This is a genomic window from Planktomarina temperata RCA23, from assembly GCF_000738435.1.
In the GTDB taxonomy this organism is placed as follows: domain Bacteria; phylum Pseudomonadota; class Alphaproteobacteria; order Rhodobacterales; family Rhodobacteraceae; genus Planktomarina; species Planktomarina temperata.
Genome location: NZ_CP003984.1, coordinates 3,142,652 through 3,165,720 on the forward strand (window position 1 = coordinate 3,142,652; position 23,069 = coordinate 3,165,720).

At 54.4% G+C, this 23,069-nt stretch carries 22 protein-coding genes; 3 read left to right on the forward strand and 19 right to left on the reverse strand.

What is annotated here, in order from left to right:
- Positions 1 to 7: 7 nt before the first annotated feature.
- Genes idi through chlG form a run of 4 tightly spaced genes read right to left on the reverse strand, consistent with a single transcriptional unit; the run spans position 8 to position 3,895 of the window.
- Positions 8 to 526, reverse strand: coding sequence for an isopentenyl-diphosphate Delta-isomerase (idi, locus tag RCA23_RS15150; RefSeq protein ID WP_044051011.1), 519 nt, complete (start codon positions 524 to 526; stop codon positions 8 to 10).
- A complete protein-coding gene (locus RCA23_RS15155; protein WP_044051012.1) occupies positions 526 to 1,704 on the reverse strand; it encodes a geranylgeranyl diphosphate reductase in 1,179 nt (392 codons plus the stop codon). Before RCA23_RS15155 ends, idi begins: the two co-directional genes overlap by 1 nt.
- A 2-nt stretch (positions 1,705 to 1,706) precedes the next feature.
- A complete protein-coding gene (locus RCA23_RS15160) occupies positions 1,707 to 2,999 on the reverse strand; it encodes a BCD family MFS transporter (RefSeq protein ID WP_044051013.1) in 1,293 nt (430 codons plus the stop codon).
- Positions 2,996 to 3,895: a chlorophyll synthase ChlG gene (chlG, locus tag RCA23_RS15165; RefSeq protein WP_044051014.1), complete on the reverse strand. Its 900-nt coding sequence runs from the start codon at positions 3,893 to 3,895 to the stop codon at positions 2,996 to 2,998. Before chlG ends, RCA23_RS15160 begins: the two co-directional genes overlap by 4 nt.
- Positions 3,896 to 4,047: 152 nt before the next feature.
- Here chlG and RCA23_RS15170 point away from each other — a divergent pair, with 152 nt between their 5' ends.
- On the forward strand, positions 4,048 to 4,482 hold the full coding sequence (locus RCA23_RS15170) for a c-type cytochrome (RefSeq protein ID WP_044051015.1): 435 nt from the start codon (positions 4,048 to 4,050) through the stop codon (positions 4,480 to 4,482).
- Between the two features lie 57 nt (positions 4,483 to 4,539).
- On the opposite strand, the gene hemE is transcribed toward RCA23_RS15170, so the two are convergent.
- Entirely contained in the window at positions 4,540 to 5,574 is a 1,035-nt protein-coding gene (gene hemE, locus RCA23_RS15175) for a uroporphyrinogen decarboxylase (protein ID WP_044051016.1), read from the reverse strand.
- A 97-nt stretch (positions 5,575 to 5,671) separates the two neighbouring features.
- Here hemE and hemC point away from each other — a divergent pair, with 97 nt between their 5' ends.
- Complete coding sequence (gene hemC, locus RCA23_RS15180) at positions 5,672 to 6,622, forward strand: hydroxymethylbilane synthase (protein ID WP_044051017.1); 951 nt, start codon at positions 5,672 to 5,674, stop codon at positions 6,620 to 6,622.
- Positions 6,603 to 7,562, forward strand: coding sequence for an NAD(P)H-binding protein (locus RCA23_RS15185; RefSeq protein WP_044051018.1), 960 nt, complete (start codon positions 6,603 to 6,605; stop codon positions 7,560 to 7,562). The genes hemC and RCA23_RS15185 overlap by 20 nt, the downstream gene beginning before the upstream one ends.
- Here the strand turns inward: RCA23_RS15185 and hemA are convergent.
- Genes hemA through bchF form a run of 14 tightly spaced genes read right to left on the reverse strand, consistent with a single transcriptional unit; the run spans position 7,559 to position 22,831 of the window.
- A complete protein-coding gene (gene hemA, locus RCA23_RS15190) occupies positions 7,559 to 8,773 on the reverse strand; it encodes a 5-aminolevulinate synthase (protein WP_044051019.1) in 1,215 nt (404 codons plus the stop codon). The two genes, RCA23_RS15185 and hemA, sit on opposite strands and share 4 nt — an antisense overlap.
- A complete protein-coding gene (gene puhE, locus RCA23_RS15195) occupies positions 8,763 to 9,569 on the reverse strand; it encodes a putative photosynthetic complex assembly protein PuhE (protein ID WP_044051020.1) in 807 nt (268 codons plus the stop codon). Before puhE ends, hemA begins: the two co-directional genes overlap by 11 nt.
- Positions 9,569 to 10,696 (reverse strand): magnesium-protoporphyrin IX monomethyl ester (oxidative) cyclase, encoded by a 1,128-nt coding sequence (acsF, locus tag RCA23_RS15200; RefSeq protein WP_044051021.1) that lies wholly within the window; start codon positions 10,694 to 10,696, stop codon positions 9,569 to 9,571. The genes puhE and acsF overlap by 1 nt, the downstream gene beginning before the upstream one ends.
- Positions 10,693 to 10,989: a hypothetical protein gene (locus tag RCA23_RS15205; protein ID WP_044051022.1), complete on the reverse strand. Its 297-nt coding sequence runs from the start codon at positions 10,987 to 10,989 to the stop codon at positions 10,693 to 10,695. Before RCA23_RS15205 ends, acsF begins: the two co-directional genes overlap by 4 nt.
- A 16-nt stretch (positions 10,990 to 11,005) precedes the next feature.
- Positions 11,006 to 11,473, reverse strand: a complete 468-nt coding sequence (gene puhC, locus RCA23_RS15210) for a photosynthetic complex assembly protein PuhC (protein ID WP_044051023.1) — start codon at positions 11,471 to 11,473, stop codon at positions 11,006 to 11,008.
- A gap of 5 nt (positions 11,474 to 11,478) precedes the next feature.
- Positions 11,479 to 12,117, reverse strand: a complete 639-nt coding sequence (gene puhB, locus RCA23_RS15215; RefSeq protein ID WP_044051024.1) for a photosynthetic complex putative assembly protein PuhB — start codon at positions 12,115 to 12,117, stop codon at positions 11,479 to 11,481.
- Positions 12,118 to 12,175: 58 nt separating this feature from the next.
- Positions 12,176 to 12,949: a photosynthetic reaction center subunit H gene (gene puhA / locus RCA23_RS15220; protein WP_044051025.1), complete on the reverse strand. Its 774-nt coding sequence runs from the start codon at positions 12,947 to 12,949 to the stop codon at positions 12,176 to 12,178.
- 18 nt (positions 12,950 to 12,967) lie between these two features.
- Positions 12,968 to 14,395, reverse strand: a complete 1,428-nt coding sequence (locus RCA23_RS15225) for a PucC family protein (protein ID WP_044051026.1) — start codon at positions 14,393 to 14,395, stop codon at positions 12,968 to 12,970.
- Positions 14,392 to 15,057, reverse strand: a complete 666-nt coding sequence (gene bchM, locus RCA23_RS15230; RefSeq protein ID WP_044051027.1) for a magnesium protoporphyrin IX methyltransferase — start codon at positions 15,055 to 15,057, stop codon at positions 14,392 to 14,394. Before bchM ends, RCA23_RS15225 begins: the two co-directional genes overlap by 4 nt.
- The gene (gene bchL, locus RCA23_RS15235) at positions 15,057 to 15,953 is read right to left on the reverse strand and encodes a ferredoxin:protochlorophyllide reductase (ATP-dependent) iron-sulfur ATP-binding protein (protein WP_044051028.1); all 897 of its coding nucleotides are present in this window, start codon (positions 15,951 to 15,953) and stop codon (positions 15,057 to 15,059) included. The genes bchM and bchL overlap by 1 nt, the downstream gene beginning before the upstream one ends.
- Before the next feature lie 33 nt (positions 15,954 to 15,986).
- The gene (locus tag RCA23_RS15240) at positions 15,987 to 19,532 is read right to left on the reverse strand and encodes a cobaltochelatase subunit CobN (protein ID WP_044051029.1); all 3,546 of its coding nucleotides are present in this window, start codon (positions 19,530 to 19,532) and stop codon (positions 15,987 to 15,989) included.
- Entirely contained in the window at positions 19,522 to 21,066 is a 1,545-nt protein-coding gene (gene bchB / locus RCA23_RS15245; RefSeq protein ID WP_044051030.1) for a ferredoxin:protochlorophyllide reductase (ATP-dependent) subunit B, read from the reverse strand. The genes RCA23_RS15240 and bchB overlap by 11 nt, the downstream gene beginning before the upstream one ends.
- Positions 21,063 to 22,334, reverse strand: coding sequence for a ferredoxin:protochlorophyllide reductase (ATP-dependent) subunit N (locus tag RCA23_RS15250; RefSeq protein ID WP_044051652.1), 1,272 nt, complete (start codon positions 22,332 to 22,334; stop codon positions 21,063 to 21,065). Before RCA23_RS15250 ends, bchB begins: the two co-directional genes overlap by 4 nt.
- Positions 22,335 to 22,342: 8 nt before the next feature.
- Positions 22,343 to 22,831 (reverse strand): 2-vinyl bacteriochlorophyllide hydratase, encoded by a 489-nt coding sequence (gene bchF / locus RCA23_RS15255; RefSeq protein WP_052377226.1) that lies wholly within the window; start codon positions 22,829 to 22,831, stop codon positions 22,343 to 22,345.
- Positions 22,832 to 23,069 lie beyond the last annotated feature (238 nt).

Below are 23,069 nucleotides of genomic sequence, written 5' to 3' on the forward strand. Positions count from 1 at the left end.
GTCGCGCCTATGTGTCAAAAATCAGATCACTGTGTTGCGTCATGTAAATATGCAGCCATGGCGTAAATGAAGTCGGCGTGCGGTCCAACTCTTGTCGCAAGTCTTGCCGGGTCACCCATTTCACCGCCTGGACCTCACTTGGGTTGAGTGCCATTGACACAGAAAAGCTGGTTTGGGCCACATAGACTTGCACCACTTCATGTTCAATCAGGCCATTCCCAACCTCCGCGCGGTATTCCACCTCACCACGGGGCGCGAGATCAAGGCCAGTCATGCCCAATTCCTCATCCAAACGCCGCCGCGCACAGATCAGAGGGTCTTCTGCCCAATTCGGATGGGTACAACAGCTATTCGCCCACATGCCGGGCGTGTGATATTTGCTCAAGGCACGCTGCTGGATCAAAATGTGATCCTCCGCCATCACAAAAATAGACACCGCCCGATGTTTGAGGCCCAGTTGATGCGCCATCAGTTTTTCAACGGGTTGCAGCGCACCATCTTGCCATGCCGGAATCATGATCGTCATCAGACACGATCTTCTGAAATAAGCCGGGTCAAATGCGCCAGATTTTTCAAACCAATCTTAAGATGCGCCATAGGTCGTGCCGCAACCAAGCGTTTGTTCATATAGGCTTCAAATGTCAGTTTTTGCACATCGATATCATGGCAAAGGGACACAAAGCGCTCGCGGCGCTCGTCACTGCGATAATAGGCGTTTTGCATCACACCTAGGACTTTGAAGACGTTTTTATGTTCCCGCATAAACAGCTTGCGCGCCAATTGTAGGTCTTTCGCGCGCCCGGTGGTCAAAAAGGCGCTGGCCGCCGTGGCGGCCACCCGACCGCCAACCATCGCGTAGTAGATACCCTCACCGGAAGACGGAGCAACCACCCCCGCCGCATCCCCAGCCAAAACCACATCGGTGCCATTGTCCCAACAATCCAGGGGACGCAAGGGGATCGGCGCACCCTCGCGCCGAATGGTCTTGCAATCGCTCAAACCGTGGGCGGCGCGCAGCTCGGCTGTCGCCTTTTTCAAATCGACACCCTCAATACCGGTGCCCATTCCAACACTGGCAGATTTTCCATGCGGAAACACCCATCCGTAAAAATCTGGCGATATGGCCCCGTCATAAATAACGTCGCATCGCTTCGGATCGTAACTCATGCCCTCCAGCGGGGCTTCAATAATCTCATGATAGGCGATCACATAGGGGATTTTATCGCCATTTGGGACTTCTGATTTGGCCACCTTTGAGCGTGCGCCATCAGCACCAATGATGACTTTGCACGCCAAGCGCCGCTCCTCACCACTGTCCTTGTCGCGGTAGATCACAGTCGGATGGTCGGCATCCCGCTCAATACGCAAAAAGGTTCCCGTCAACCAAGTGGCCCCGGCCCCTTGCGCCCGGCGGCGCAGAAACGGGTCAAAGTGTTCGCGATCAACCATGCCCACAAAGCCATTCTCAATAGGAATATCAACCTTGCGCTGCGTTGGAGAGATCATCCGCGCGGTATTGATCCGTGCGACAATTTGCGAGCTGGGAATTGCGAAGTCCTCAATAAGGCGCGGTGGTATTGCGCCGCCACAGGGTTTAATGCGACCTTCACGGTCCAGCAGGGCAACATGATGGCCTGAACGCGCCAAATCTTCGGCCGCCGTCGCCCCTGAAGGGCCTCCACCGATTACAACAACATCAAACATAGTTATTCTCCTGCGACTAAATTGGTGGGCACCGGCTGCGCCCTGTGCTCAATGACCCGCATCGCCATGAGGGCGGCGGCAAAAAACAGCGCGGCTTCGAATATGAAAACTGCGCCAAAGGCGGGACCATCCGCCAAAAAGTTGCGTGTCATATCAACCAAAACTGCGCCCGTAAGGCCGCCGAAACCGGCGGCAATGGCCTGCGCCGCGCCCCAGAGCCCCATGCGGGTGCCCTCACGTTGACCACGGCCCTCTGAGCTTGACGCAAGCGCCATCATGGCGCTGATCGCCGATACTGCGAACATGCCGTTAAAGAACCCAAGGGCGACGACGAGATAGGTAAAATTCAGCGCGGTCGACATCAGCCCTGACAAACAAATAAGCAACAAAACCGCGCCTGACCCATAGCATCCGCTCATGACCCATCTGCGCAGGGATCCAATTTTGAAACCCGTGGCCATAATGCCAACAGTGAGCATCCCAACAAAAACCCCGCCGTTTTGTGCGCCGCTGAGAGAGGTCGATTGCCCCGGCGTAAAGGCAAAAACCAAACCCGCATAAGGCTCAAGGATCAACTCCTGCATGAAATAGGCATTCATTGATAGAAAGACGAAAATTGTAAAATTCCGCGTTTTGGATTCCGCCCAAACTTCGCGCAGAGCCTCTTGAAACGGGATGTCCGGCTCAGACGCGCGTGGGCTGACCGAACGCTCGATGTTCCAAATGGCTAGAACGGTCAACAAAATGGCCAATAAGGCGATCGTAATCACGACCGTCATAAGCCGCTCTGGGGTGTAAGGGTCCAAGAACTGCCCCGCCACACCTGCTGTAAGTGCAATGCCAAAGATCATCATCAACCAAGTGATCGTGGCAGCCGCCGCACGCCGATGTGCAGCCGTGGCCGTGGCCAGTAAGGCCAATAGCGATGTGCCGGAAGCCCCAACGCCTATGCCGATCAACCCATAGGACATAATGGAGGCGGTCAATGCGAGCCAATAGTGCATAGCAAATAACGTGACAGCATAGGTGGCACCGACGCCGCCCAATGCCAAGGCGATCATGCCGCCAATAATCCAACGGGTCCGATTGCCGCCTACATCCGACCGAAACCCCCAGCGCGGACGCGACAGTTGGATTCCATAATGCAACCCGACCAAAACACCCGGCAAAAGCGCCGGTAAAGACAATTCAACCACCATGAGGCGGTTGAGCGTGGAGGTGGTCAGCACAACAATGGACCCCAGGGCCATTTGCACCAATCCCAAGCGAAAAATTTGGCTCCAAGATAGGCTCATAGCAGACCTCGCAGGGCGATGGCGCTGATCATCATGCCCGAGACATACATCGACACGCCAGTGGCGTTATACCAAGGCGCACGCGCCTTCGGATCTGTCAGCATGACCCGCATCGCCCAAAACTGCGCTGCCAGAAGCGCCGCAATGATCCCGGCGAAAACAGGCCGGTCCCAGAAAATCAGCAGTGCGATAATGATCCCTTGTGGCACGCCCATGATCCAACAGGCCAGCCGCGCGGCCCGGTCTGAACCGAGTGTCACCGGCAATGAGTTGATGCCCAATTGGCGGTCCCCTTCGGTCGCCTTAAAGTCGTTCAATGTCATGATTCCATGCGCGCCCAAGGCATAAAGTCCCGCCAGAAGAATAATCCGCCAATCGGGCGCACCGGCAGATAAAACCGCAGCCCCCGTAAACCAAGGCAATCCCTCATAGCAGAGCCCCACCAATCCTGGGCCCCACCAGCCAGAGATTTTTAGCCGTAGTGGCTCCGCAGAATAGGCCCAAGCTGCAAGAACGCCAAAGATGGTCGCCGCGAAGCCCCAGGGTCCCAATTGATACCCCACCAAAAGTGACAGCGCCGACATAGCCCAGGCGATCCACAACCCCCATTTTCCCGGGATGCGCCCAGAGGGGATGGGGCGGTCCGGCTCATTGATGGCATCGACATGCCGATCACACCAATCATTTGCCGCCTGACTCATGCCGCAGACAATTGGACCGGCAAGAACAAGGCCCATAATGATCAAAACCCAATGGCCCGTGACAGAGGCCCCAGAAGAGACAATTCCACATAAAAACGCCCACATTGGCGGGAACCAAGTGATGGGCTTGAGCAAAAGCAACATGGCCATCGGCTCAGGCAAGCGCCGCGGCTCTATGGGAATATATTCTGTCATAGTGTAATTTTAGACTTACACTTAGCCCCACATCAAGTGTAAAGTTATATTTACGAATAAGGGTTTTTGTTTTGTCAAATTACTTGCGACAAACTGACTTTACCCAGATGAAAATCACGCTAGATAGATTTAAAGCAAAGGAGTGAGAACGAATGAAAACAATTAAAATGGCCCTAATGGGTCTGTTGATGACAGCCGGTCCTGCGCTTGCGGGCGGCCACGCATCTGGGGACGCTGCTGCGGGCGAAGCGGTTTTTAAGAAATGCAAAGCCTGTCATGCCATCGTCGCTGATGATGGAACAGTGATTGTCAAAGGCGGCAAAAACGCGCCGAACCTTTATGGCATCTATGACCGCCAGGCAGCCGTACATCCTGATTTCAAGAAATATGGCAAATCCTTGGTCGCCGCTGGTGCGCAAGGCCTGGTTTGGAATGAAGCCGATTTTGTCGCCTATGTTGCAGATCCAAAAGATTTTCTAAAATCATATTTGGATGACAAAAAAGCGAAATCCAAAATGGCCTTTAAGCTGAAAGACGCGGAAGATCAGGCCAATGTTTGGGCCTATCTTGTGTCTGTGGCAGAATAACCGAGCCAACACTTTGAGAATGACTTGAGGCCCTTCAAAATTTGAAGGGCCTTTTTGTTACATTGATCGCACTGTATCAATCATCAATTGGACGTTTTGAGGATCCGCATCCGGGGTGATGCCATGACCTAAATTGAAGATATGTGGACCCTTCGACAGAGCGCCCGCGATGCGTTTGGTTTCAGCAACCAGGGCAGCGCCGCCTGTCACCATGTGGGATGAGGCAAGATTGCCCTGCACGCAGCCCTCAGGTTGCAAATTTTTCGCAACCCATTGCGCATCGATACCATCATCAAAAGCAATGCAATCGGCACCAATCATGCGATGCAGACCTGCATATTTCTCGCCAGCACATCGCGGGAAGGCGATAATCGGAACATCGGGAAATTTGGCCTTTAATGCGGCCGTGATACGGCGCATGGGTTCAATGGAATATTTCATGAAATCTTCGCCCTTAAGCGATCCCGCCCAGCTGTCAAAGAGTTTCACGACCTCCGCCCCCGCTTCAATCTGCGCGCTGAGGTAGTGGATCGTGCCTTCAGTTATCAAATCAATCAGCGAGTCAAAAACAGCAGGGTTTTCAGCCTTCAGACGATGCGCTGGTCCTTGGTCAGCTGTGCCTTGACCGGCAATCATATAGGTCGCCACAGTCCATGGTGACCCGGCAAATCCAATCAATGTTGTGGCCTCTGGCAATTCTTCGGACAAAATTTTCACAGTCTCATAAATCGGTGCCAGATGCGCGTGAATGTCATCTGCCGGTTTTAGTTTTGCGAAATCTTCCTGCGTGGTCACTGTCGACAAACGCGGGCCTTCCCCGGTGACAAACCACAGATCCGCGCCCAGCGCCTGCGGCAGCAACAAAATATCTGCGAACAATATTGCAGCATCGAATCCATAGCGTCGAATCGGCTGAAGTGTGACCTCTGCTGCCAATTCTGAGTTATAGCATAGCGACAAAAAATCGCCGGCCTGCGCGCGGGTGGCGCGATACTCGGGAAGATAGCGGCCCGCTTGACGCATCATCCAAATCGGAGCGGTTGGAAGTGTTTCTCCTGCCAGAGCGCGCAAGATTACTTTCCTTGATGTCATTGTATTATTCCCAGATATTGCTTTGCAACATTATGCGCAGCATCAGTTCATAGAAGCAAGAGTTGTCAGGCCAAGTTTACATGTTTAGGGATAGGACATGACTTATACATTACCCACTCCGAAGACCCCGCTCAATATCGGCACCCGAGGCTCTCCCTTGGCGCTGGCACAGGCCTATGAAACACGCGCACGACTGGCCAAGGCTTTCGATTTGCCCTTCGAAGCCTTTGAGATTGTCGTCATCATGACCACGGGGGATCGCGTCACCGATCGTCCATTAAAAGAAATTGGCGGCAAAGGGCTATTTACCCGCGAAATAGAGCAAGCCATGCTGGATGGATCCATCGACATCGCCGTGCATTCCATGAAAGATATGCCCGTCCTGCAACCCGATGGCCTGGTTTTGGACACCTATTTGCCACGCGAGGATGTGCGCGATGCGTTTATCTCCCTGTCAGGCGGCGCATTGAGCGATTTGTCACCCGGTGCGGTGGTGGGGACCTCAAGTCTGAGACGACAGGCGCAACTCAAATTACGGCGCCCAGATCTACAGGTCGTGGAATTTCGGGGCAACTTGCAAACGCGGCTCAAGAAGCTTGAAAACCAAGTGGCTGAGGCAACCTTTCTGGCCATGGCTGGACTAAAGCGATTGAACATGAATGAGGTGCCACGCCAAGCGATTGAAGTGGACGACATGTTGCCCGCCGTGGCGCAGGGGGCCATTGGTATTGAACGACGCATCAATGACGGGCGCATGGCCGATATGCTCGCAGCCATTCATGACCGTGAGACCGGACAGCGTTTGGCCGCAGAACGCGCCTTTCTCGCAGCGTTGGATGGCTCTTGTGAAACGCCAATTGCTGGGCTTTCTGAACTTCAAGGCAGCACAATGAGACTGCGCGGCGAAGTGCTTCGGCCCGATGGCTCCGATGCCATTCATGATGATATGGTCGTGCCAATCGAAGATGGCGCGCAAGCTGGGAAAGAAATGGCCGCAAAGCTCCTTGAGCAAGCAGGTAGGGGATTCTTTGACTGGCGAGAGAGTTAACCCCACAGCAAGCGTCTTACTTTTCGGCGCGACAGGAACCGCAGGACAAGGGGTGTGCCGCGCGCTGCATCGGGCGGGATATGTGGTCACCTGCGTTCTGCGCGCCGGCCAGACCCCACCGCAGCCGGCACAGCCTCTATATGCCGATATCACCCAGCCGATGCCTCATATACTTGGCCAATTCGACGCGGTCATCTCCTGCGTTGCCTCCCGCAATGGCGGCCGCGAAGATGCTTGGGCAATTGACCACGCGGCGCAGATGAACATTCTAGACGTGGCGCAAAGATTAGCTGTACCGCAATTTATTTTGCTCTCCGCGATATGCGTCCAAAAACCAAAGCTGCCATTTCAATTCGCCAAACTGGCCTTCGAAAAAGCATTGATCGCCTCGGGGCTCACCTATTCCATCGTGCGACCCACAGCTTTTTTTAAATCTCTTTCCGGTCAGATTCCGCGTCTGCGCGCTGGCAAGGCATTTTTGGTCTTTGGGAACGGTGAACTCACCGCCTGCAAACCAATCAGCGATGATGATCTGGGCAATTTCATGGTCGATTGCATAGCCAACCCGACCAAGCACAATAAGATTTTGCCCATCGGCGGCCCCGGCCCTGCCATCACACCGCGCGATCAGGCCCAAGCCCTGTTTGGTTTGCTCGGGCGACCTGTGAAACTGCGCCGGGTGCCAGTTGCCCTATTGCGCATCATCTGCGGTGGATTGCGCCTGGCCGGTGCCTTGATCCCGGCCGCGCGACGCAAGGCGGATCTCGCCGAAATAGGGCTGTATTACGCAACAGAATCAATGCTGATCTGGCAGGGTGCACAGAGGGGCTATTCAGCGGAGCTCACGAGTTCAACCGGAACGGAACATCTGTTTGATCACTATGCAGAGATCATGCGCTCCGGCGCCGCCATCCCCCGAGGAGACCACTCGGTCTTTTAGGCGACCGCATGGGCAATGGCACATTGCTTCCATAAAGATTCAAGCGCCTCAACCAAATAGGCAATATCAGCGTCCGAATGCAGTGGTGATGGGGTGAAGCGTAAACGTTCCGTGCCTTTTGGAACCGTTGGATAGTTAATCGGCTGCACGTAGATGCCCCATTCATCCATCAAGTAATCCGCAAGCATTTTGGTCTTCACCGGGTCTTTGATCATCACCGGCACGATGTGACTTTGGTTTTCCAAATGCGGAATGCCCGCGCGATTCAATCCCGCGCGCAGTTTCGCGACCTGTTGCCGTTGACGTTGGCGCTCACTGTCGGATGTTTTCAAATGCATGATGGACACCCGCGCCGCTGCCGCGACGGCCGGTGGCAAAGCTGTCGTAAAGATAAAACCAGAAGCGAAGCTGCGAATGAAATCGCACAAAACAGAGGATCCGGTGATATATCCCCCAACAACGCCATAGGCTTTGCCCAAGGTGCCCTCGATCAATGTAATCCGATCCATCAGCCCTTCTTGCTCGGCAATACCGCCGCCCCGTGGTCCGTAAAGCCCAACCGCATGAACCTCATCGAGATAGGTCATTGCGCCGTATTTCTCGGCCACTTCAACAATCTGGCGTATCGGGGCGATGTCCCCATCCATCGAATAGACCGACTCAAAGGCCACAATTTTTGGCGCATCCACCGGAAGCGCCGCCAATTTCGCCTCCAAATCTTTCACATCATTATGGTTCCAAATAACCTTTTGAGCGCGCGAATGACGAATGCCTTCAATCATGGAGGCGTGATTGCCAGAATCGCTGAGAATGATACAGCCTTCCAGTCGACTGCCCAGCGTGCTCAAAGCGGCCCAATTGGAGACATAGCCAGAGGTGAACAGTAAAGCAGCTTCTTTATTGTGCAAATCTGCCAATTCCCGCTCAAGCAAGAGGTGATCATGATTTGTCCCTGAAATATTGCGCGTGCCGCCCGCCCCAGTGCCGCTGCGGGTGACTGCCTCACACATAGCCTCAATCACCACCGGATTTTGCCCCATGCCTAGGTAATCATTGGAGCACCAAACCGTTACATCTTGCACCTTGCCATCGTGGTGACTCGCCGCATGGGGAAATTTACCACATTTACGCTCTAATTCAGCAAAATAGCGATAGTTGCCTTCGGATTTCAGCGTGTCGATTTGAGCTTGAAAGAGCGCATTAAAGTTCATGGGATTGTCCTGTCTTAGTGTTCGTAGAAAGTGTGGGAAGCATCCAGCGCCAAAGCTTTGCATCAGGCAATGGAATGACCATCAACCAATGTTCCAGCGTGGCCAATGCACAAAGTGCGAAGAGCAGCGCATGTCCAATTTGTGCCTCCACAGTACTCGCTGAAAAAAGCGCTAAACCCAGGGCCGCAGTGACCAGACTAAGCCCAGTTACTCCAAGGCCAAAAACCACGGTCACCGGGCCCTGCTTGAAGTAAGAAGAGAGGTGCAGCAGCGGTTGGGGAATGAATTCAAGATTGATACGCGGCACGCCAAAAAACAAATTGAGTTTGGCCGAGATGCGCGCTGCAAAAAGGATGAAATAGGCCCAAAAGCCGAGCGGGTTTGCAGCATCAAGCGCGATGACGGCCATGAGAACCAGGCCGCAGAGTAATAGGGCTTCGTGGTGGCTGACGGTCTGCCAGGCTCTGCGAAATCTGGCCCAGCCCCGAAGCGACTTGGGACAAGAATCCCGCAACGGTCCGGTGATGACCCCGGACAGAAAGGCCAGCTCAATCCAGCCCCATATGAGCAAGACTGAGAAAAATGCGAGATAGATATTTGCCACGCTCAACGAAGCTGCCGAGATCACCGCGCCAAAGATTCCCAGAGCCAACAGCGGCACGCCCAAAACGACAGAGGCCCCATGAGCCGTTGCCCCAGCCACGTCTTTGCGCCGCACAATCAGCAAAATAATCCCAGTGAAAAACCACCAGGAAAAAATTGCGATGAGCGCTGCTATCCAGGGCGAGCCGAGCATCAGTAGGTCGGCTCCATACGCGTGCTGGTTGGAACGCTATGGGCCTTGGCCGGGATGGTGAACACCAAGACAAAAGCCGTCGCCGCCTTCGCCATGCCGCCCAACCGGCTCATCATGCCACCCAAGCCTCCGCGGGCTTTTGCGGCGGCAATTTGCCGAGATGCCGCTTCCATCCGATCGAGGTTTTTGCGCCACCGAGGGTGATCAATATCCAATGTCATTGGAAAAATTTGTTTTGATATTTCAGAGGTTTTCCGAAACACCTCTTGGCCGTACCAGGTGACATCGACACCAAGAGCCTCATGAAACAGAGGCCGCTGGTGGTCACGCACCCACATGGTGGAATAAACCGCTGTCAGGAAAAACTTAATCCACAGTTTATTGCCAAAACTTTCGGTCAGTTTCGGATCAGATTTCATCAAAAGCGCAAAGGCTTCCCCATGGCTAAACTCATCATTGCACCACTCGCGGAACCATTTGAAAATGGGATGAAACCGCAGTTCCGGGTTCTCTTCGAGGTGCCGGTATATGGTGATGTAGCGGGCATAGCCAATCTTCTCAGATAGATAGGTGGCGTAGTAGATAAATTTCGGGCGGAAATAGGTGTATTTCTTTTGCTGAGTCAAAAAGCCCAAATTCACCCGAACACCCGCTTCGCGTAGCGCATCATTTATAAATCCAGCATGGCGCGCCTCATCCCGTGCCATCAATTGAAACAGGGTTGTGATGTCTTCATTCGACCCGCGACGCTTCATCTCTTTGTACAAAACGCAGCCAGAAAATTCTGCGGTGCAGGATGAAATCAGAAAATCGATGAACTCTGCTTTCAGCGCAGGCTCCATCCCCTCCCAATCAACATTGTCCCAATCTTCATTCTTTTTGAAATGCCCCTTATTCGGATCAGATTTCATTTGCGCAATTAAGCGGTCCCAATCTTCACGCACCGGGGTGACATCAATCGCGTCCATTTCGGCAAAATCAGTGGTGTAAAAGCGCGGGGTGAGCAACGTGTTTTGCATCGCCACCTCTGTCGCTTTTTCAGATGTCATTGGATCATCAAGCGCATCTTGGGCGGCAATCGCCTCTTCAGCAGTATTGGCAAAAGCGGAATGTGTTGGCGCATTCATGACAAAACTCCTTCCGAAAAGGAAAATTCGCACAGCTCCATGAATTCGAAATCGCCCGTCGAGCGCGTCCAAAGCCGTTCAATTTTTGAGGCGCGGGTGATCGTGGCCATGCGTTGCTCTTCAACACAGACGCCATAGGGCGCCATGATTTCCGGCCCCTCCACTTGAACGCTGTCTCCTGGATGCACCACGGCACCATTGTTGAATTTCACATGAGCGGAAAGTTCCTCAAACCGATGTGAAATCGTCACCGTGCAGGGTGCGGTCTCTTTTGATCTTGTAAATAATCCCATCTGCTGTCCCCTTGGTTCAGTCGATCAGCTTGGCGAAAGCTGCGACATTGTCTTGGCCATATCCTATCAACTCGATCGACCAGCCGGTTGTGTCGTCGAGAATGGCCACATTCCCATTTTCCCGTCGAACCAAGCGCAACGGCGCTTGCGTATCTGTATCATGCACAATGCGTTCGCGCGTGGTGGTGACCCAAATCACGTCGATGAAGCCGGCTTTATGATCGTTGGAATGGGCAATTTGTCTGCCATCTGCATCCAAAACTGCGATCCCATCGCTCCGGTTGCCCACCAAAGTGATCTCAAGCTCCGCCACGATATCGCTGTGCGGTGCCACACCAATGACCGGCCGATCCGTAAGGCGGGCGTAGGCGACCAGAAGGACCGCGGCGATCATCAAGGTGAACATCGCTTGAACCAAGACCTTGGGCACCATGTCCCGGTCTCGGTGTTTCATTTGAGCGGCAAGTGAGTTGGTGGTGGGCATGAGCTTTACTCCGCAGCAATGCTGTCAGTTTTGGAATAGTCGCGCTGAGTGACCTTTGGCATCGATACCCGCGTCTCTGCGGCCTCGGCAAAGAGGGCCGCGACCCGCTCAGCATCTGGTATGGAGCGAAAGGCCGGTTGGGTGCGGCTCATGTACCATGGGCGCACATGCGGCCAGGTCATCAGATATGACAGGCGAGTCTCACCGATGAGCTCAAAGGTGATTGTGCCCAAACCCGACTTGCGCAGAGCCACTTGTGCATTTCCAATACACACATAGGGCAGGTTCAATGTCATGGTCAGCGCAGCACCGATGCGCAGACAGGCGCGTTTATTGGTGAGCGTATAAACGGTGCTTCGAGCTTGCACTGTTGCCACCCCAAATAAGATTAAGGCCGTCAACGCGCCGGCCACGAGAAACGGAATGCCCTGTGCCATGGCCGATGTCAGGCTCATCATATCCGATACGGAGATAACGCGGATCACCGCCAGGGCGATAAAATACCCAATCACCCAGTTGAGGCTCCAAGCATCCTTGGCCAGCCGCAAGCTATTAGGCCGGCCTTGCCAGAGGATATATTCATCTGCGGGCAATGCTTCAGGCAATCCGCGGATCGGTTCGAAATTAAAATCGTCGTGGCTCATATCTTAAGTCCCCTATCGTCTGAACGCTGGGCCGTGGCTGCGGCCCAGCGTTGGTCCTTTACAGTTTTGGCTCGGAACGTGCGGGATCGGCATAAAGTGTGCCGCCGCCGTAATAGGCCATAATTTTCTCTTCCTCGAGCAAGGTGATTTCTGAAGCCGCCTTATGCTGCGGCACAGCTGCAAAATTTGCGCCATAGATCGAACGAACCGTCACCCGGTCATCGTTAATTTTGCAAAAATTGATTGGGATCAGACGGGTCTGGCCCGTGCCCTCTGGATTGAGATCCACAGTCAAGTAGCGCACCATCTGTTCTGGCACATCAATCCACATATCATTGATACGGCCGATCACCTCACCGTCGCCGGCCACCACAGGTTTGTCCCGTGGATCGCGGCCCGCCGACACGTGGAAATCATCGAGCTGTGACATAGGCTTGATCTTGGCATGCCCATGGGCATCGAGCTCTGCATGATCCTGCCGCGGGGCCCATGCACCTGGCCCAACACCCGCAAGCATCGGATCGCCGGTCGGCACAAAAGGCGAGCCGGTCGCATCAGACGTAGCCTCAAGCGCCAATTTTGCGCGATCACCGCGCTGACCGGAGGGAACCGTCACATCACCACGCCCATGGGGCAGGTGAAACGTCTTGTCACCGGGCAGCGGAAAGAGGCCGCGATGGGCAGATCCAGAGGGATCATCGGCCTCCAGCGGATATCCTTCGCGCATGTTCTCCGTTTGAAGATAATAAACAAGCAAAGCAAAAAAGATCCAGAACATCCAGATCGCAGCGCTTGCGAGATCAAAATTACCGAAAAATTCATTGCCTACCATGGTCGTCTCCTTTGACTATCAAGTCGGAAAATCCGTCAGCTCTAAGCGCTGCGGTGTGTTTGCACTGATGCCTTTGGTCCGTAGGATGGGGCCAAGGGCGATGAGGGTGATGAAAAGTAGAGCGATCTCAATTTGATAGACGACTGAATACCCTACAACCGGGGTGTTGAGGACATCGCCTAAAATGCCGCTATGCGCGGCTTGTGTGATCATATCACGAATTGCGCCGCCTAAGAAAATGGACAGGCCTGCGCCTGTGGCCTGGGCCGCGCCCCAAACGCCCAGCGCCAATCCACGCCCAGCGGCTCCAGGCACATTTATGGTCATAGCTGCGGTCAAGGTCGCCACAGCAAAGGTGCCGCCGCCCAGCCCAATCAAAAAGGCGCCTGAGAAAAATAATATTGGCGAGCCAAAAACGGAGGACAAAAGAACTGCCGCAAAAGCAAAGATGCCAACAACAACCCCGCGCCCCGCAAGGCGAATGGGATCAATGGATCGCGACAGCCAGCGCGCCGATAGGCCCAAACCGATCAACGCACCCAAAGACCACATGGCCGTAAGCTGCGTTGTCGCGGAAACTGAAAGGCCAAGAATTTCGCCCCCGTAGGGTTCGAGCAGCACATCTTGCATATTAAAAGCAACCGTGCCGGCGAAAATCGTGAAAATTAACCGGCGCACCGTTGCTTGACCGGTGAAATCCGCCCAGGCGGCATGAAAACTCGCCTTTGGCGCTTGGCGCGCCGCCTGGCTCATCGGCGCCATTTTTTCCTGCTTCCATAGAGCAATAACATTTAAAACCATGGTGAACACCGCCGCGCCTTGCACCACTTGAACCAACAAAAGCGAGGAATAATCACGCAACAATGTGCCAATGATGACCGCTGAAATCCCCATGCCCACAAGATACATGACGTAGAGCATTGAGACGACTTTTGCGCGGGTCTGTTCCGTTGCCCGATCAGCGGCCAAAGCCAGACCTGCTGTTTGCGTCATATGCATCCCAAGCCCGGTCAACAAAAAGGCCAGCGCAGCGGCAATCTCGCCGAAAATACCCGCATCAATCGCCGAATCTCCCGCCAAGACCAAAAGGGCCATCGGCATAATTGCCAGGCCACCAAACTGCCAGAGGCTGCCAAACCACAAATAGGGCACGCGTTTCCAACCAATGGCGGAGCGGTAATTGTCAGACTTAAAACCAAGAAGCGCACGGAAAGGGGCAATCAGCACGGGAATGGCGATCATGGTCGCCACGATGAAGGCCGGCACTGACAGCTCAACGATCATCACCCGATTTAAAGTGCCCAGCAACATCACGGCCGCCATGCCCACGGAAATTTGAAACAAGGATAGACGCAACAATTGCCCGAGCGGCAGCTCATCGCTGGCCGCATCGGCGAAAGGCAACATCCTTAGGGTCATGGTTTTGACAGCGCTCTTTGGGATCATGGGCGGAATTCCAACGCTTGGCTGATGTAAAACCCAGAGGCCACCCGATCGATGTCACTGATCTGACCCGAGGTAGATTTGGCGATCTGTGCCATTTGATGCGGCACCATCATCGGCGAGCGATCGTTGCGTGGAAACAATTTGCCAATCCGCCACATGGCCATCAAAAGCGGCGTGCGCGGCGCAACCGTAAAGACCATATTTGTCAATATCCGGCTACTCACCCGGTCGAGGGTCGCGCCAATGTCTTCAGCCGAGTAATAAATCAAACTGTCCATTGCCACGATATGATCGAAATGCCCCAGGCCAGGGTCAAACATATCTCCGGCCATCAGCTTGAGCGTGCCGCTCAAATGCGCAGGTTGGCGCTGCTTGGCGATTGTGATGAGCTTCGGCGAGATATCCACCGCCACAACATCGGCGCCAGCCTGGGCCAATTGAAAGGCCAAAGCCCCTGTGCCGCAGCCCGCATCTAACACACGCGCCCCGCGCAAATCCGCAGGCAATTGCGACCGCAAGAGCTGTCTCATCCGTTCGCGACCGGCGCGCACAGTGGCACGAATGCCCGACACAGGCGCGTCTGAGGTCAACCTTTCCCAGGTCTTTGTCGCGGTGCGATCAAAGTAGGTTTCAACAGTGTTGCGGGTCGATTCATAGGTCATCAGTCAAATCCAAGCAGCTCAAAGATTTCGCGATCAGGCAAAGGTGCCGGCGCAAGTGGTAGCGTGCCGTTCCAAAGCGTTTCGGCCAGACGCATATATTCTTTGCGCACCTGAACGATTTCTTCGTCATCGGGCATTTCAAACAGAGTCTTCTTTTTCAGGCGAGACCGGCGTATCGCGTCGAGATCCGGCATATGGGCAATTCGGTTGAAGCCCACAGTCTTGCAATAGCGGTCCACTTCGTCAGTGTCTTTCGACCGATTGGCGACACAGCCTGCAAGCCGTACTTTATAGTTGGCAGATTTCGCCTGAACCGCGGCAATGATCCGGTTCATCGCATAGATGCTGTCAAAATCATTGGCGGTGACAATCAAAGCCCGATCCGCATGCTGCAATGGCGCCGCAAACCCGCCGCAAACCACATCCCCGAGCACATCGAAAATCACGACATCCGTGTCTTCAAGCATATGATGTTGCTTGAGCAGTTTCACCGTTTGCCCAACAACATAGCCACCACAACCCGTCCCCGCAGGTGGCCCGCCGGCTTCGACGCATTTCACACCATTATATCCCGTCGCAACGTAATCTTCGGGACGAAGCTCTTCGGAGTGAAAATCCACGCTTTTGAGAATATCAATCACGGTAGGTTGCAAGGTGCCCGTCAATGTGAATGTGCTGTCATGCTTGGGATCACAGCCAATTTGCAGCACGCGCTTTCCCATTTTGGAAAAGGCCGCCGAGAGGTTTGACGAGGTGGTTGACTTGCCAATGCCACCCTTGCCGTAAACGCTGAATACTTTTGCACCCTCAATTTTCGCGGTTTCGTCCTGGTGCACCTGCACCGACCCTTCGCCGTCACCGGTCAAATTGGGGATATTTCTATCAAGTGGGCTCATGTCTGTAGTCCCTTTCTATAACTGCGTTTTGGGTCATTCGGCTGCAATGCCCTCAAGTTGATCTTCAATGGCATCCGCGGCACTTTGCAGCGCGGCCAAAGTGGTTTCGTCTGGTTTCCAATAGGCACGATCTGACGCTTCCAGCAGGCGATTTGCCATGCGCATGGAGGCTTGCGGGTTCAAAGCAGACAGGCGTTTGCGCATGTCTTCATCCAAAACAAATGTTTCAGACAGCTCTTGATACACCCATTCATCAACCTTCCCTGTGGTGGCCGACCAGCCAACGGTATTGGTGATATGCGCCTCAATCGCGCGCACGCCTTCATGACCATGCTGCAGGAGCGGTTCATAAAATTTCGGATTTAAACTGCGCGCGCGGGTCTCCAACGCAACCTGTTCGCGCAGCGTCCGCACCTGCGCGCCACCCCGGGTTTGATCCCCGATATAAACAGGCGTTTCCACCCCGCCCTTGGCCCGCTTCACAGCCGCCGCAATACCGCCGAGCGTGTCAAAATAATGATCCACTGTGGTGACACCAAGCTCAACTGATTCAAGGTTCTGATAGGCCAGCTCCACATTCTTCAATGTGTCTTGCAGCAATTGTGATTGCTGACTGGCTTCGCCATCCTTGCCATAGGCAAAACTTTTACGCGCTTGATAGGCATCAGCAAAATCGCTGTCGTCTTTGAAAGCGGAGCTGTCGACCAATTGGTTCACATTTGAACCATAGGCCCCTTCGGAGTTGGAAAAGACCCGCAGCGCGGCTGTTTCTAGGCTGCAGTTTTGAGCCTGAGAAAACTCGAGAGCATGGGCGCGAATGGGATTCATCTCTAAGGGCTCATCGGCCATCGCGCATTGCAAGGCGGCATCGGCCAGCATTTTGGTTTGCAGCGGCAACAAATCGCGGAAGATACCCGAGAGGGTGATCACCACATCAATCCGTGCCCGCCCCAGCTGTTCAAGCGAGATCAGATCCGCACCACACAAACGGCCATTGGCGTCAAACCGCGGCTTTGCGCCCATCAGCGAAAGCGCCTGCGCGATCGGCCCACCGTTAGATTTAATATTGTCAGACCCCCAGAGCACCAATGCAACGGTCTTGGGCAACCCCTCATGCGTGCGCAACAACTCTGCCGCCTGCTGCGCGCCATCCTGCATGGCAAAAGCCGTCGGCATCCGGAAGGGATCAAAGGCGTGAATATTCCGACCTGTCGGCAGAATATCTGGCGCGCGGATGACATCGCCGCCAGGAACCGGCTTGATAAATTGGCCATTTAATCCGCGCATCATTCCATCCAGCTCTTGGCTGGACTGCAAATGGGCTCTGGCCACCTGGCGTGCTTGTAGCGTGTCAAAACTCATCAGATCCAGCAAAGTTTCGATTTTATGCGCGGGCAGTTTTTGACCGATGATATGCAACCCATCGGGAATCAAAGCGTCTTCGGTTTCCAAAAGGGTAATCCAAAGCCGGTTCAAATCTGTCCCGTCCAGATGCACAATCTCGGCCTGCGCCGCAATCAACGCCTCCAAAGGCTCGCAGGCCGCATCGCCCGGAGGCAGGGCCCGCCACTTGCTCAGGCTGTCTTTTAAATCAGCCAGACCGCGATAAAGACCAGAGGCCTGTAACGGTGGCGTGAGATGGGTGATTGTAATGGCATTGCTGCGACGCTTCGCCAAAGTTGCCTCTGAGGGATTATTGGCTGCGTAAAGATAGATATTGGGCATATTGCCAATCAGCCGATCTGGCCAATCCTTGCCACCACAGCCGTTTTGCTTGCCCGGCATAAATTCCAATGCCCCATGCATCCCAAAATGCAAAAGCACATCGGCCTTATGCTGATGCTTCATGAATTGATAGAACGCGCTGAACGCATGGGTGGGTGCAAACCCGCGTTCAAAGAGGAGGCGCATCGGATCGCCCTCATAGCCAAAGGTTGGCTGCACCCCGACGAAAACTTTTCCAAACTGCGCACCAAGAATGTAAAGATCGCTGCCATTGGACTGAATGCGCCCTGGCGCAGGGCCCCAGGTCTCTTCGATCTCTTGCAGCCAGGGCGTATGGGTCACGATGTAATCGGCTGAGACTTTAGCCGCGACATTGGCCTCCTGCCCATAGATCGACGCATTGCCCTTCAAGATGACCTCGCGCAGATCGTCAACCGTTTCGGGTGGCGTCACATCATAGCCATTTTCAGCCATTGTCTGCAAAGTATTATGCAGACTTTCAAAGACCGACAGATAGGCCGCCGTGCCAATCGCGCCGGCATTCGGTGGAAAACCAAAAAGCACGATCCCAACATTTTTGTCAGAGTTTTCTTTGCGCCGCAAAACCGCAAGGTTTCGGGTTTTTTCGACCAACGCATCAATACGCTCTGGGCAGGGCGCCATGGCTTTTACCGTGCCTGCCGCTTTGCAGGCGTAAGCGCAGCCATCACAGCCATCCGGCCCGTGCCGACCTGCAAACACGGTCGGATTTGTGGCCCCATCAATTTCGGGCAAAGCCACAAGGATTGTCGCCTCAATCGGGCTCAAGCCTTGGCCACCATTGGCCCATTGGGACAGGGTTTGAAATTCCAAGGGTTGCGCGGCGATATAGGGCACATCGAGCGCGCTCAGGAGTTCTACAGCCGCCTCGCTGTCATTATAGGCGGGCCCACCTACCAGAGAAAAGCCCGTCAATGAGACCAAAGCATCGATCTTCCCCATGTGATAGGCTTGGATTGCTGGCCGGCTGTCGAGCCCTCCAGCAAAGGCCGGTATGACCCGCATCCCCGCCGCTTCAAAACGCCGAATGACATGGTCAAAATGCGCCGTATCACCGGCCAAAATGTAACTGCGCAACATGGCCAACCCAATTGTTGGGCCTGTACCCTCTTGCGGCAGATCCGCAATATCTGTGGTGATATGGTGGCCGGGCAGGTCTGGATGATAAAGGCCCACTTCGGGGTATTCGACAGGCGCCGGGGCCGCAACGCCGCGCCATTCCGGCCGGGATGCGTAGCGCGAAATCAAAAAGCGCACGAGGCTTTCAATATTATCGTCAGATCCACCGAGCCAATATTGCATGGTCAAGAACCACGCCCGCAGATCCTGACTCTTGCCAGGAATAAGGTTCAGAATTTTGGGAATCCGGCGCAGCATCTTTGCCTGGCCTTCGCCCGTGCTGCCAGATTTCTTCGCAGGCTTCAGCTTCTTCAAGAACCCCATCACACCAGAGGCGGGCCGCATCATGTCCAGCTCACCCATTTTGGTCAGCTGCACAATTTCCTGATCGGCGATTATACCCACCAAAGCATCACAGGCCGCACGCCGCGCTTTTAGGTCTGGCAAAATAGCCTGCACGTGATCTTCGAGAAACAGCACGGAGGACACAATCAAATGCGCCGTCTCAATATCTGCTTTGGCCAAGGCCAAGGCCTCTGGATCTTTGGCCCATTCGGCGGCGGCATGTATTTTGAGTTGCAAGCCTGGAAAATCGGTTGCCAGCTTGGGCAAAGCCCGCGCTGCAGGACCGGCCGCGTGGCGGTCCAATGTCAGCAACACGACATTATACGAAGGATATGTCAGCTCATCGCGCATAAAAGGCCTTCGCTTCATACAGGGTATCAACAGAGATTTCCGACAGCCCTTGCGAGGTTGCGTAGGTCTCGGTGTTGCGGCGGGCCTTGCCGCGCACGAAAAATGGGATCTTCTTCAACTCTTTTTCAGCTTCCGCCAACCAAATCGCCACATCGCCGCCGGTGCTTAAAGCCAAGGATTGCTCTTGCGCTGCTGGCACCTGCACCGATGCTGTGCCCGAGGGTTGGTGTCCACCATGATGACTGGGACCTGCGGCATCATTGAATTCAAAGTCTTCTCGGAACATATGCAGCAAATGTTCTTCCAGACCCATGACCAGCGGATGGATCCAGGTGTCAAAGATTACATTTGCACCCTCAAACCCCATTTGCGGCGAATAGCGCGCAGGGAAGTCTTGCACATGCACCGGAGCCGAAATAACAGCGCAAGGGATACCCAGCCGCTTTCCAATATGGCGCTCCATTTGCGTGCCTAAAATCATTTCGGGCTGTAGCGCTTCGATGGTTTTTTCGACCAACAAATAATCATCCGTGATCAGCGCTTCGACGCCAAACTCTTTTGCAATTGTCCGAATATCGCGTGCGTATTCACGATTATAGCATCCGAGCCCCGCAACCTCGAAGCCCATCTCATCCCGCGCGATCCGCGCGGCGGCTTTGACATGGGTGCCATCGCCAAAAATAAACACCCGCTTGCCGGTCAAATAGGTGCTGTCCACTGAGCGTGACCACCAGGTTTGCCGCAAGGCTTGACTGTCTAGCGGGGCGGTACTGCCGCTCAGCGCACGGACTTCCGTGATAAAATCATGCGTCGCGCCGGCCCCAATGGGAACGATTTTCGTGTAGGGTTGATCGAATTCTTTTTCACAATACCGCGCAGCCGTTTCACCGGTTTCAGGATATAACAGCACATTGAAATGCGCCTTTCCCATCTGCGCAATATCGCTGGGTGTGGCACCCATGGGCGCGGTGACATTCACCTCAATACCAAGCTCAAACAAGAGATTTGTAATCTCAGCCACATCGTCGCGATGCCGAAACCCCAGGGCGGTGGGCCCAATGATATTGCAGCTGACACGCTCTGTTTTAGCTTGTGGCTTGGCCAAATGTTTGACCAATTGGAAGAACGTCTCATCCGCCCCAAAATTCTCTTTGCGCTGATAGCTGGGCAACTCAAGCGGGATGACGGGAATGGGAAGCCCCATGGTTTCTGCGAGACCGCCGGGATCATCTTGAATGAGTTCAGCCGTGCAAGAAGCGCCCACGATAATCGCCTCAGGTTGGAACCGGTCATATGCATCCTGGCAGGCTTTTTTGAACAAACCCGCTGTATCCGCGCCCAGATCCCGCGCCTGAAATGTGGTGTAAGTCACCGGCGGACGGTGGTCGCGGCGCTCAATCATCGTGAACAACAAATCGGCATAGGTATCGCCCTGGGGCGCGTGCAGAACATAATGAAGCTTTTTCATACCCGTGGCGACGCGCATCGCGCCAACATGGGGCGGGCCTTCATATGTCCAAACGGTGAGCTTCATTCCGCAGCCACCTTCAAAATAGATTTACGCCGCAGGGGTCGGGCGAAAAGAGCGGCAAGATCACCGGCTTGTTCATAGAAATGTACGGGCGTGAAAACCAACTCAATGGCCCATTTGGTGGCGAACCCGTCCGCTTCAAGCGGATTGGCCAAACCCAAGCCACAAACAGTCAAATCCGGATGCGCCGCGCGGCAGCGATCCAGCTGGAGGTCAACATCTTGACCTTCGGAAATTTGCGGACCCGTGGGCAAAAGATCCAAATCCGGTCCATGCAAAGCGTCGTGGATATAGGGCGAGCCAACTTCCAGCGCGGTCATCCCACATTCCCGGGTCAAGAAGCGCGCCAATGGGATTTCCAATTGACTATCGGGAAAGAAAAACACGGATTTATCATTGAGCGGCACGGCGGCCTGGCTGATCGCTTGACGGGCCCGGCGTCGGGGTGCCTCAGTCACGCGATCAAACAGCGCGCGCGGAATGTTGAATTCCTCAGCAATAGCCGACAACCAGGCGGTGGTGCCCTCTTCACCAAAGGGGAACGGAGCCGCAATATGGCGTGCGCCGCGGCGGATCAAGGCCGCATGGGTGTCACCCAAGAATGGCTGGGTCAGGGCAAAAACCGTATTGGGACCAACGGCAATTTCATCTTCGATCGTACGAGCCGGCAAAATACGCAACGGGCCAATGCCAAGATCGGTCAGAAGCGCCACCATTTGATCTTCCACCACATCGGGCAAGGCGCCAACGACAATCAATTCCCGTGCGTCGGTTGACGGCAAAACGGGGACCATAGCCGCCAAACACGCATCCTCCCCCTGGGTAAAGGTGGTTTCGATGCCAGAGCCAGAATATTCCAAAACGCGGACTCTGGGGGCATAAGTCTGGGTCAACCGCTCGGCGGCGCGGTTCAGATCAAGCTTGATCACCTCGGAAGGGCACGACCCAACAAGAAACAGCTGCCGAATGTCGGGGCGCCGCGCCAAAAGCTCTTCGACGGTGCGATCCAGCTCTGCTTGCGCGTCTTTCAGCCCGGCCAAATCTGCCTCTTCCAGAATCGCGGTACCGAATCGTGGCTCAGCAAAGATCATGACCCCTGCCGCAGACTGCAGCAGGTGCGCACATGTGCGCGATCCAACAACGAGAAAGAACGCGTCTTGGATCTTTCGATGCAGCCAAATGATGCCGGTCAAGCCGCAAAATACCTCGCGCTGTCCGCGCTGCTTCAACACCGGTGCGGTTCGACATCCTGTTGCGGGCGGCGGGGGCATATGTTCAGTCACGAGGCGGCCTCCATCTGAAGGCGCGCGGCGCGTAATTTCCATAAAAACTGCCCGGCATTCACCACATAGGTGGCATAGGCCGCCAGGATGATCAGAACCAAAGTATCGGCAGGGATGGTGCCTTGAATTAATCCATAAAGATAAAGGCTATGCAGGGCGATGACACCAAAACTGACCACATCCTCCCAAAAGAATGCTGGTGCAAAAAGCCATTGCCCGAAAACCACTTTCTCCCAAATCGCGCCCGTGATCATGATGAGATAAAGCAGCAAGGTTTTTGCAATGATTGAGAGGGTCATAATCTCATAGCCCAGACCGGTTACCATGTAACGGATGACCAGAACGAGGGAGACCAAAAAGACCAAGAATTGCAAAGGCGCGAGAATGCCCTGAACCGTCGTCCAAACCGTTCTGTCACGCCGACTGCGCTGGTCCTGAGTATAGAGGCCAGAGGGTTGCAAATTTTGTGACGCGGTCATTGTCATTCGGGTTTCCAATTCGCCAATAGGCTGGTCAAAATTTGGCAGGCGCGGCGCAGTCTGTCAACTTTGATTTACACTTATTGGCAGAATTCTTGTCTAAATATTTTTACTTTCCCGGAAAATGCGGCGTTTCACCGACGGTTTCCCGAATTATGTAACAAATTATTGACAATTGCGCCCCAATGCCCGAGCATCTCTGTCATCTTTGATAGGGACTGAGGTCATGGTGACCTACTGCCAG

What these genes read in the sequence shown, in the direction of transcription:
- idi (WP_044051011.1), bottom strand. Translation starts at nt 526, where the DNA reads ATGACGATCATGATTCCGGCATGGCAAGATGGTGCGCTGCAACCCGTT.
- RCA23_RS15155 (WP_044051012.1), bottom strand. Translation starts at nt 1,704, where the DNA reads ATGTTTGATGTTGTTGTAATCGGTGGAGGCCCTTCAGGGGCGACGGCG.
- RCA23_RS15160 (WP_044051013.1), bottom strand. Translation starts at nt 2,999, where the DNA reads ATGAGCCTATCTTGGAGCCAAATTTTTCGCTTGGGATTGGTGCAAATG.
- chlG (WP_044051014.1), bottom strand. Translation starts at nt 3,895, where the DNA reads ATGACAGAATATATTCCCATAGAGCCGCGGCGCTTGCCTGAGCCGATG.
- RCA23_RS15170 (WP_044051015.1), top strand. Translation starts at nt 4,048, where the DNA reads ATGAAAACAATTAAAATGGCCCTAATGGGTCTGTTGATGACAGCCGGT.
- hemE (WP_044051016.1), bottom strand. Translation starts at nt 5,574, where the DNA reads ATGACATCAAGGAAAGTAATCTTGCGCGCTCTGGCAGGAGAAACACTT.
- hemC (WP_044051017.1), top strand. Translation starts at nt 5,672, where the DNA reads ATGACTTATACATTACCCACTCCGAAGACCCCGCTCAATATCGGCACC.
- hemA (WP_044051019.1), bottom strand. Translation starts at nt 8,773, where the DNA reads ATGAACTTTAATGCGCTCTTTCAAGCTCAAATCGACACGCTGAAATCC.
- puhE (WP_044051020.1), bottom strand. Translation starts at nt 9,569, where the DNA reads ATGCTCGGCTCGCCCTGGATAGCAGCGCTCATCGCAATTTTTTCCTGG.
- acsF (WP_044051021.1), bottom strand. Translation starts at nt 10,696, where the DNA reads ATGAATGCGCCAACACATTCCGCTTTTGCCAATACTGCTGAAGAGGCG.
- RCA23_RS15205 (WP_044051022.1), bottom strand. Translation starts at nt 10,989, where the DNA reads ATGGGATTATTTACAAGATCAAAAGAGACCGCACCCTGCACGGTGACG.
- puhC (WP_044051023.1), bottom strand. Translation starts at nt 11,473, where the DNA reads ATGCCCACCACCAACTCACTTGCCGCTCAAATGAAACACCGAGACCGG.
- puhB (WP_044051024.1), bottom strand. Translation starts at nt 12,117, where the DNA reads ATGAGCCACGACGATTTTAATTTCGAACCGATCCGCGGATTGCCTGAA.
- puhA (WP_044051025.1), bottom strand. Translation starts at nt 12,949, where the DNA reads ATGGTAGGCAATGAATTTTTCGGTAATTTTGATCTCGCAAGCGCTGCG.
- RCA23_RS15225 (WP_044051026.1), bottom strand. Translation starts at nt 14,395, where the DNA reads ATGATCCCAAAGAGCGCTGTCAAAACCATGACCCTAAGGATGTTGCCT.
- bchM (WP_044051027.1), bottom strand. Translation starts at nt 15,057, where the DNA reads ATGACCTATGAATCGACCCGCAACACTGTTGAAACCTACTTTGATCGC.
- bchL (WP_044051028.1), bottom strand. Translation starts at nt 15,953, where the DNA reads ATGAGCCCACTTGATAGAAATATCCCCAATTTGACCGGTGACGGCGAA.
- RCA23_RS15240 (WP_044051029.1), bottom strand. Translation starts at nt 19,532, where the DNA reads ATGCGCGATGAGCTGACATATCCTTCGTATAATGTCGTGTTGCTGACA.
- bchB (WP_044051030.1), bottom strand. Translation starts at nt 21,066, where the DNA reads ATGAAGCTCACCGTTTGGACATATGAAGGCCCGCCCCATGTTGGCGCG.
- RCA23_RS15250 (WP_044051652.1), bottom strand. Translation starts at nt 22,334, where the DNA reads ATGCCCCCGCCGCCCGCAACAGGATGTCGAACCGCACCGGTGTTGAAG.
- bchF (WP_052377226.1), bottom strand. Translation starts at nt 22,831, where the DNA reads ATGACAATGACCGCGTCACAAAATTTGCAACCCTCTGGCCTCTATACT.